Origin of the sequence: Abyssibacter sp., assembly GCF_964229365.1 — a bacterium.
Classification (GTDB): domain Bacteria; phylum Pseudomonadota; class Gammaproteobacteria; order Nevskiales; family OUC007; genus Abyssibacter.
In genome coordinates, this window is the sequence record NZ_CAXRDQ010000037.1 from 1 (window position 1) to 9,506 (window position 9,506).

Genomic DNA, 9,506 nt, shown 5'->3' on the forward strand with positions numbered 1-9,506 from the left:
AAGTGCCAGTGCGGTGAGGCAGCGCGCGCAGTGCTCGCTGCCGGTGTCGGCGGCGATCTGCTGATCGGGCAGGATTAGCGACCAGCTCAGCCCGCGCTCGGCGGCATCCAGCACCCAGCGCGCCAGTTGCGAGACTCGCAACTCCGGATCCGGGTCGGTCAGGCGATCGAAATTCAGCACGATTTCGTCGCGCCGGGCCTGTGCGAATTGTTTGACCACCAGCTCGCCGCTGCGGGCGCTGACCTTCCAGTGAATGGAGCTCAGCGCGTCGCCGCGGTGGTAATCGCGCACGCCGGCGAAGTCGTCGTTGCCAGGCTGCGAGGCCGCGGTCTCGAAGCCTTCATCGCCGTCCAGCGCGTCGGGGAGCGTCGGCCCCAGCGGTTTCGGGTAGGCGATACCGCTCTGATCCAGCTCGACCCAGGTCCAGGCGTAGAACAGACCCAGCGGAAACCGGGATGAGACGGCAAAGCGCGGCGCGCGCACACGACCGCGGCGGCTGGTCTTCACATCCAGCCCTGTCGTCGCCTCGCCGTCGGCGGGCACGTCGGTCCAGTGATCGCCCCAGTCGCCCTGCTTGAGGGTTAGCGCAATCACATGTCGCGAACGGCGGCTGGGATTGCTCAACGCGACTGCGAACCGCATGGTCTCGCCCGCAAAGACCGGGACACCGCCGCGGCTGGACAGCTGCAAATTCACCAGATTGCCGTGGGTGTGATGCATACAGACCAGACCCAGCCCGGCGAGCAGAAAGCTCAGCGCAAAGCCCAGGCTGTTGGAGTAGTTCATCGCGCCGAGCAGCAATGCGAAGGTCATCACCGCGAAGATCGTGCCCTGCCGCGTGGGCAGGATGTAGATGCGCTGACGCCGGATCGTCACCGGACCCGGCAGGCGCTGGACACGGGTCAGCACCCAGCGTTCGATGCGCGCGTTGATGCTGCGCAGCGGATGCAGAACGCCCCGCAGGGCGGTGGTCATCATCAGGGAATGGCGACGTGCTCGACGATGCCGAGCACGGCTTCGGCGGACAGCGGCCGCCGGTCGGCCGTGCGCAGCCGGTGCGCCACGACGGCAGCGAATACGGCCTGCACGTCTTCTGGTAGCACGTAGTCGCGTGCATCCATGTAGGCCCAGGCCTGTGCGGCTCGCTTCAACGCCAGCCCGGCGCGCGGTGACAGTCCATCGCGCAGCTCGGTGGACGCGCGGGTCGCGCGAATCAGATCCAGCACGTACCGAAGCAGTGCCTCGCTGGTGTTGATTAGCTCGACTTGCCGTTGCACGGCGACCAGCTGCTCTGCCTGGCCAACCGGGGACAGCTCTTCGAGCATGGAGCGGCGGCTACGCCCGGCAAGCAGATCCAGCTCCGCGGCGGCTGAGGGGTAGCCCAACTCCAGCCGCATCATGAATCGGTCGAGCTGCGATTCGGGCAACGGGAAGGTGCCGACCTGTTCGCCCGGATTTTGCGTCGCGATCACAAAGAACGGTGCCGGAAGCGTCCGCGTGACGCCATCGATCGTGACCTGGCCTTCCTCCATGGCTTCGAGCAAGGCGCTTTGCGTTTTCGGGCTGGCACGGTTGACCTCATCCGCCAGCACCAGCTGAGAGAACACGGGGCCGGGGTGATACACGAACCCGGTATCGGCGCCTTCGAACACCGAAACGCCCAGAATGTCGGCGGGCAGCAAATCACTGGTGAACTGCACGCGGCTGAACTCCAGGCCGAACAACCGGGCCAAGGTGTGCGCAAGCGTGGTCTTGCCCATGCCAGGCACGTCGTCGATTAGCAGATGGCCGCCCGCGATCAGGCAGGCCGTCGCCAGCTTGAGCTGGTGCTGCTTGCCAACAATGATTTCATTCGCGCGTTGCTGCATGGATTGCAGCAGTGCCACGCCGCCTGCACGGGATTGCGGATTCACGTCGTCCAATGTTGTCTCTGTAGCAGCGTCAGCGGGTTCCCAAGCCTAACCGAGCCATCTCCGCTTCGCTAAACGTTTACACCGAATGGTGGCAATGGCGTTAAGCTGAGGATGAACGCGAGTTCCGAACGAGGGAAGTGATGTCCAGTCTCCGAGAATGCCGCCGAGCCATGCACCATGCCGCCGACTACGGTGGTTGGGCCGAGGCCGCGCAGCGTCTCGACGAGCTGACCGGTGGCGATGCCTGGAAGGCGTCGGACGAATCGCCCCTTTACGACTTTCGCATGGTTCGGGCGCGGCTGCGGCAGATCCGCCGTCTTCGCGAGCGCAACGACGTGCCCGGCCTGATGCACGAATTGCGGCAGGGGCTGCACTGGAATATCGGGGGCATTGGTAGCCCCGGCATTTATGCGCAGACCTTTATCGGCACCAAGCGACTGGTGTCCGACTACATCGACGAGGTTTGCCGCTCGCTGGAGTATCTCGCAGGCCTGAGTCGGCCCAGCGATCATGCCCAGCGGCTGAAGTTCTTCGAGGAAACGGCGCTGTCGTTTGGCCGCACCGGCCTGATGTTGTCCGGCGGCGCGACGCTGGGCCTGTTTCACATCGGGGTGATCAAGACCTTGTGGGAGCACAATGCGTTGCCCCGGGTGATTTCCGGTTCCAGTGCCGGGTCGGTGGTCGCGGCCACGTTGGGTACGCACACCGACGACGAGATCGAGTCCATATTCGATGCCGACATGGCGCGCTTCGGCTTCTGGCGCGGCCTGGGGCTCGGTTCGATCATCAAGCGGCGGGCGCTGATGGATCAGGCGCAGGTGCGGCGTGGCATTCAGCATTTCGTATCGGACATGACCTTCGAAGAGTCGTACCGGCGCACCGGCCGGGTCGTCAACGTCACCGTGTCACCGGCGAACACCACGCAGTCGCCGAAGCTGCTCAATCATGTGACCTTCCCCCACCTTTGCCTGCGTGAGGCGGTGCTGGCTTCCTGCGCCGTGCCGGTGGTGTTTGAACCGGTGCTGCTTTATCAGCGTGATCATCACGGTGCCAAGGTGCCGTTTCTACCCAATGTGAAATGGGTGGATGGCTCGATGAAGAGTGATCTGCCGCGGCTGCGGCTGCGCCGTCTGCACAACGTCAATCACTTCATCGTCAGCCAGACGAATCCGCATGTCGTGCCGTTCATGGCCCTGCGCGGTTCGCGCTCGCGGGGCGGTCGCACCGGCGTACTGCGGGCTTATGCGCTGGAAGCATTGAAGGAGCAGACCAAGTTGATGGCCGGGCTGGGGCGTGATTTGTCGCCGCCGGGCATGCTGCGCAAGCGGCTGGATACGCTGCATGGTCTGCTGGAACAGGAGTACCGGGGCAATATCACCATCCTTCCCTCGTTCCGGCTGCGTCAGTTTCGTCAGATGCTGTCGAATCCAAGCCTCGAAGCCACGCGCAAGATGATTCTGGCGGGCGAGCGGGCCACCTGGCCGAAGCTGTCGATGATCCTGCATCAGACGCGGATTTCGCAGACCCTGGACGCCTGTCTGCGACAGGTGCAGGCAGGTCGAAGCACCGACGGCGACGAGCGCATGCATCTGGCCCAGCTCAAGGCTGGGTAGGCCGGTCGGGCGAGCCAACGGGAACCCGCCCGTGGCTGGTCGCTAAAGACCCTCGAGACGCCGGAGATAGACCTGATCCGGTTCCGGGTCTGCTGGCCGCGTTCGCCAGACTACAAGCACGTTGTCGGCAGCGGTCTCGACCCTGGCTTCGACGGCCTGCGTCGCCGCGCTACCCGATGGGTTCACCAGCATCGGTTCCCCGACAGCGCCGCCGGCTGCATCGAAAAACTGCGTGTAGACCCCTCTGGCGAAGTCAGGGGACGATGCCGATGGAACAAAGGTCCAGACGTGGGCGCCGCTTGTGAACAACCCGACACCGGGAGAGTTCACGGTTTGGACGCTGGCCGTGTTGATGGCCCCGCCGGCATTGTCGTAGGCCTGGACGAGACTGGTGCGCGTGTCGCGCTCCTGCCAGGTCACCGCATAGCGTGTGTCATTGGCGCTGACGCTGGCGACGACGGCCTCGTCCGGAATATCCGCGACCAAGGTTTGTGCCGCGGCGAAGCCCTCGCCGGCATAGCGGCGCACACGCAGCTCGCTGGCCGATACGCCGTAGCGCGAAAACTGTCCGATCGTCCTGGACCAAGCCACCAGCAGGGTGCCATCCGGCGCATAGGCCAACCGTGGTTCGGTCACAAAACCGGTGCCGACCGGGGGCACTTCCACCTGGCTGAAGAACGGAATCTCGACCTGCGCGCTGGCTGCGATCGCCACCTGCGTTGGCAATCTCAGCTCGCGACTCAGCGTATCAAGCTGGCGCATCAGGATCTGCGAGGTGAACGGCGCTGCTGTGATCACGCCAGTCCCTCCGATGGGCGTCGGGATTCCCGCGCCGGCTGCGGCAGCCGCCAGCTGTCCCCACGCCACGGTGACGGTGCCGTCGGGGCCTGCGCTGACCACCGGTAGCGCGCTCAATCCGTAGGCCACTCCGAAGGTCACTTGCGGCAATTTGACGATTCGTACAGGTTGACCAATGGCCTCGCCGCTGGCGCTGAACTCCTGCAGCAGCACTTCGGTCGATGCCCGGAACGCCGCTCTCGGGTTGTGCTCCAGCACATAGAGCAGCCAGAACCGCGTGCTTTGCGCGGACATGGCGACACTGCCGTGGTAGATGTCCTGAAGCTCGGAGTTGGTGCCGACGACGCTAACCAACAACTGGGGCGTGGTGTCTCGCTCCCCATCCGCCGAGAAGAATCGCCCATAAATGGACCCGCCTTGCCCGAGCGAAGAGTCGCGCGTCTGTGCAATGACGACGGCATCGCCTGCCGTATTGGATGCTGAATCGATTGCGACGACGGCGGCAGGGTGACCGAAACCGGGCGGGAAAAAGGCTTCGACCGGTTGTAGTGGGTCTCCGGGGGCCGCAAAGGCATGGGTCGCGAACAGGGTGGTCAGGCCGACCAGGCTCAAAGCGGTCCGGTGGCGCAGTAGAGTGAATCCGTTCATATGTCCGCCCTGGGTTCAGATGCATGAACCCCGCGAGCACACTAGCGCAGGCTTGGCGGTCTTGCGTGTAGGAAATTAACGACGGCGCTTGTAATCGCCTTCGATCACGACGGGCTGTTCCAGATCCGGACGCGCCGTAGCCAGCGAGTCGATGCTTCGCTTCGCCAGTCGGCCACGTAACTTGGGAAACAGCATCGAAAACCCGATTGCGTCGGTAAAAAAACCGGGCGTCATCAGCAGTACGCCGGCCAGCAACAGCATGACGCCTTCGACCATTTCCACCGCGGGCAAGCGACCTTCGACCTGCGCCATCTGAATTCGGCGGATGGTCGTCAGGCCCTGGCGCCGGGCGACCGTGGTGCCGACCACGGCCGTTAACACCACCAGCGCGATGGTTGGCACGGCGCCGATAAACCCACCGACCTTGATCAGAAACCAGGTCTCGGCGAGCGGAATGATGAACAGCAGAAGGAAGATACGTGAGCCCATGGCGGGTTGACCCTATAAGGAGGCGATCCGTTCCCGCTGGCCCTGTAACTCCTCCAGCGTCCTGCGGTGGCTGTCCAGGCGTACGCGCTCCTGGTTCACCACCGCCTCGGGTGCGCGGCTGACGAAGCCTTCGTTGCCCAGCTTTGCCTCTGCGCGCTGGACATCGGCCTGGGTCTGCGTGATCTGCTTGTCCAGGCGCGCCAGCTCGGCATTCTTGTCGATGAGGCCGGCCATCGGCACGAGGATGCGCATGTCACCGAGCAGGGAGAGTGCGGATTCAGGTGCGGCCTCGTCGTCTTCCAGCACGCGGATGGTTTCGGTGCGCGCCAGGAAGGCGATCAGCGTGTCGAAGCGGCCGAGTCGCTCACGGTCATCTGCCGTTGCATGCTCCAGTAACACCGGAATTGGTTTGCTGGGCGGGATGTCCATCTCACCGCGAATGCGGCGCACGCCGAGGATGAAGGCCTGCAGCCAGGCGACGTCGGCCTCGGCGGCGGCATCCTGCTTGTCTGCATCGGCCTTCGGCCAGCGGGTCAGCGCGATCGAGCGGCCATCGGCGCCAGCAAGTGGTGCGACCTTCTGCCAGATTTCTTCGGTGATGAACGGCATCAGCGGATGCATCAACCGCAGCAGTGTTTCCAGTACCCGCACCAGCGTCCGGCGTGTTCCACGCTGTGCTGCCGCATCGGCGCCGCCCGTCAGCACCGGCTTGGACAGCTCCAGGTACCAGTCGCAGTACTCGTTCCAGGTGAAGTCGTACAGCGCCTGCGCGGCCAGATCGAAGCGGTAGGCATCGAGGTGGTTCGACACCCTGCGCTCGGTGTCCTGCAGGCGGGAGACGATCCAGCGGTCGGCGGCTGACAGCGTGACAACATCGTGCGGATTCAGGCCGGTGTCCTGATCCTCCGTGTTCATCAGCACGTAGCGTGCGGCGTTCCAGAGCTTGTTGCAGAAGTTGCGATAGCCCGCCACCCGGCCCAGGTCGAAACGGATGTCTCGCCCGGTGGAGGCCAGCGCCGCAAAGGTGAACCGCACGGCATCGGTGCCGAAGGCGGGGATCCCGTCCGGAAAATCCTTGCGGGTGGATTTCTCGATGGCCTTGGCTTTCTTGGGCTGCATCAGGCCGGCCGTGCGCTTGGTTACGAGGGCGTCCAGATCGATGCCGTCGATCAGGTCCACCGGGTCGATGACATTGCCCTTGGACTTCGACTGTTTCTGCCCCTCGGCATCGCGGATCAGGCCGGTGATGTAGATGTCCCGAAATGGCACGTCACCGGCGAACTTCATGCCCATCATGATCATCCGGGCGACCCAGAAGAAGATGATGTCGAAGCCGGTGACGAGCACGGCCGTGGGGTAGAAGGCTTTCAATTCGGGCGTCTGCTCGGGCCAGCCCAGCGTGGTGAACGGCCACAATGCGGAGGAGAACCAGGTATCGAGCACGTCGTCGTCCTGGCGCAGGCGAGGCTCTGTTTCGCTGCCGTGCTCGGCATGCCAGCGCTGGCGCGCTTCGGCTTCGGTGCGGCCGACAACAATCTGCCCGTCATCGTCATACCAGGCGGGTACGCGGTGGCCCCACCAGAGCTGACGACTGATACACCAGTCCTCGATATTGCGCATCCACTGGTAATAGGTGTTCTTCCAATTGTCCGGCACGAAGCGGATGTGTCCGGACTCCACGGCCTCGATGGCCGGTTCGGCCAATGGGCCGGTTTTCACGAACCACTGGTCGGTGAGGTACGGCTCCAGCACCTCGCCGGTGCGGTCGCCGCGCGGCACCATCAACTTGTGGTCGTCGATACGTTCCAGCAGGCCGGCAGCGTCGAGGTCGGCGACGATCCGCTGGCGGGCATCGAAGCGGGAGAGGCCGCGGTAGGCCTCCGGTGCGTCGGCGTTGATGCAGGCATCGTCGTCGAAGATGTTCAGCAGCGTCAGCGAGTGGCGCTGGCCCATCGCATAGTCATTAAAATCGTGCGCCGGCGTGATCTTGACGCAGCCGGTGCCAAACTCGGGGTCGACGTAATCGTCGGCGATCACCGGAATCCGGCGACCGGTTAGTGGCAGGTCCAGCGTCTGCCCCACCAGATCCTGATAGCGCTCGTCCTCCGGATGTACGGCCACCGCCATGTCGCCCAGCATGGTTTCAGGCCGGGTCGTGGCCACGATGACATGGCCCTTGCCGTCCGTGCGCGGGTAGCGCAGGTGCCATAGGTGGCCCTGTTCTTCCTGGGACTCGACCTCAAGATCGGAGACTGCGGTCTTGAGCACGGGATCCCAGTTGACCAGGCGCGTGCCGCGGTAGATCAGCCCCTCGTCATAGAGACGGACGAAGACTTCAGTCACCGCCTTGGACAGTCCTTCGTCCATGGTGAAGCGCTCGCGCGACCAGTCCACGGAACTGCCCATGCGCCGCATCTGCCGGGTGATATTGTCACCGGACTCGGCTTTCCAGTCCCAGATCTTGTCGACAAAGGCTTCGCGGCCCAGATCGTGGCGCGAGACTCCTTCGGCGGCGAGGCGGCGTTCGACCACCATCTGCGTCGCGATGCCCGCGTGATCCGTGCCCGGCTGCCACAAGGTGTTGTCGCCGCGCATCCGGTGGTAGCGCGTCAGCGCATCCATGATGGTGTGCTGGAAGGCATGCCCCATGTGCAGGCTGCCCGTAACATTCGGCGGCGGAATGACAATGCAGTAGGCATCGCGGTCGGCGTCGAGCCGGGCATTGAAATCGCCGGCGTCCTCCCAGGTCTGGTACCACCGGGGTTCGATTTCTGACGGGTCGTAGGTCTTATCCATCTACGTCTTGATAGGTGTCGAGTGGGTAACCGCGATCGCGGTAGAACTGGAACCGCTGTCGACCAGCAGTCTTGAGTGAATCTTCGGCCGGGATGATCTCGGCCACGCGCTCGAAGCGACTGAAGAACAGTGGCACATCCGGCGCCAGGTTGATCAGCACATCGTGCCGGTTCTCCGGCGGTTCACCATGGCCCAGCAGCACGGGCGTGTCGGCTGAATCATTCGCCCCCAACACATCGTGGGGAACGAACGCGCCAGGGAGGTAGGTCCATAGCGATTCGTCCAATTGCTGCACCGCCTGCTCATCGGCCGCATGAACATAGACTGACTGACCGCGCTGGTAGAGCTGCTGGCAGAGCCGGCAGAGGAACGCCTGTGGTTCTGCTGCCCGAAGTATGTAGAAGCCGATTCGTGTCATGGGCCGTGTGGTCGGCGCGGCGGCTGCCTGTGACAGCGCGAGGGCGGGCAAGATTAGCGCAGGCGCTGCATTGCGTCATGCCCGATCGGCAAGCGCCCCAACAAAAAAGGCCGGCAGCGCAACTGCCGGCCTCGCATCAGCAGCCTTGGACGATCAGGCCGCCTGCTGCTTTTCCAGACGGTCGAGCAGGAACTGCACCAGCAGACCAACGGGGCGACCGGTCGAGCCCTTGGTCGCGCCGCCACTGGTCCAGGCCGTGCCGGCGATGTCCAGATGCGCCCAGCGCTGCTTGCGCATGAAGCGGTGCAGGAAGCTGGCGGCGGTGATCGCACCGGCTCCCGGCCCACCGATGTTGGCGACGTCGGCAAACGGGCTTTTGAGCTGCTTTTGGTAGTCCTCCCACAGCGGCATCTCCCAGGCGCGATCGACGATCGATTCGCCGGCGTTGAGCAATGCCTTGGCCAACGATGATTGGTTCGAGAACAGGCCGGTGGCGTGGGCACCCAGCGCGACCACGCAGGCACCCGTTAGCGTGGCCATGTCGACGATCACGTCGGCGTCGTAATTCCGCTCGGCGTAGGTCAGCGCGTCACAGAGGATCAGCCGGCCCTCGGCATCGGTGTTCAGCACCTCGATGGTGATGCCCGACATGCTGGTGACGATGTCGCCCGGCTTGTTGGCGTCGCCATCCGGCAGGTTTTCGGAGCTGGGCACGATACCCACGACATTCATGGGCAGTTCCAGCTCGGCCAGTGCATGCATGGCACCGAAGACGGATGCGCCGCCGCACATGTCGTACTTCATCTCGTCCAGCTTGGGGCCGGGCTTAAT

Annotated in this window: 7 protein-coding genes and 1 pseudogene; 1 reads left to right on the top strand and 7 read right to left on the bottom strand. The window is 64.1% G+C overall.

The window, feature by feature from the left end; translation table 11 throughout:
- The coding region (locus ACE1EY_RS05865) for a DUF58 domain-containing protein (RefSeq protein WP_370299683.1) at positions 1–978 on the bottom strand (978 nt) is incomplete at its 3' end.
- Positions 978–1,868: an AAA family ATPase gene (locus tag ACE1EY_RS05870; protein WP_370299688.1), complete on the bottom strand. Its 891-nt coding sequence runs from the start codon at positions 1,866–1,868 to the stop codon at positions 978–980. The genes ACE1EY_RS05865 and ACE1EY_RS05870, both read right to left, overlap by 1 nt.
- A 185-nt stretch (positions 1,869–2,053) precedes the next feature.
- Between ACE1EY_RS05870 and ACE1EY_RS05875 the strand changes: the two genes are divergently transcribed.
- Positions 2,054–3,526, top strand: a complete 1,473-nt coding sequence (locus ACE1EY_RS05875; protein WP_370299684.1) for a DUF3336 domain-containing protein — start codon at positions 2,054–2,056, stop codon at positions 3,524–3,526.
- Positions 3,527–3,568: 42 nt separating this feature from the next.
- Here ACE1EY_RS05875 and ACE1EY_RS05880 read toward each other — a convergent pair whose 3' ends face one another.
- From ACE1EY_RS05880 to ACE1EY_RS05900, 5 genes and pseudogenes are all read right to left on the bottom strand, one after another.
- Entirely contained in the window at positions 3,569–4,972 is a 1,404-nt protein-coding gene (locus tag ACE1EY_RS05880) for a hypothetical protein (RefSeq protein WP_370299685.1), read from the bottom strand.
- A gap of 75 nt (positions 4,973–5,047) precedes the next feature.
- The gene (locus ACE1EY_RS05885; protein WP_370299686.1) at positions 5,048–5,461 is read right to left on the bottom strand and encodes an FxsA family protein; all 414 of its coding nucleotides are present in this window, start codon (positions 5,459–5,461) and stop codon (positions 5,048–5,050) included.
- A 12-nt stretch (positions 5,462–5,473) separates the two neighbouring features.
- On the bottom strand, positions 5,474–8,257 hold the full coding sequence (locus ACE1EY_RS05890; RefSeq protein ID WP_370299687.1) for a valine--tRNA ligase: 2,784 nt from the start codon (positions 8,255–8,257) through the stop codon (positions 5,474–5,476).
- Positions 8,250–8,675 carry a DNA polymerase III subunit chi gene (locus ACE1EY_RS05895; RefSeq protein WP_291513196.1) on the bottom strand — a complete coding sequence of 142 codons (426 nt, stop codon included), beginning with the start codon at positions 8,673–8,675 and terminating at the stop codon, positions 8,250–8,252. Before ACE1EY_RS05895 ends, ACE1EY_RS05890 begins: the two co-directional genes overlap by 8 nt.
- Before the next feature lie 153 nt (positions 8,676–8,828).
- A pseudogene (locus tag ACE1EY_RS05900) lies at positions 8,829–9,506 on the bottom strand (leucyl aminopeptidase); the annotation flags it as partial.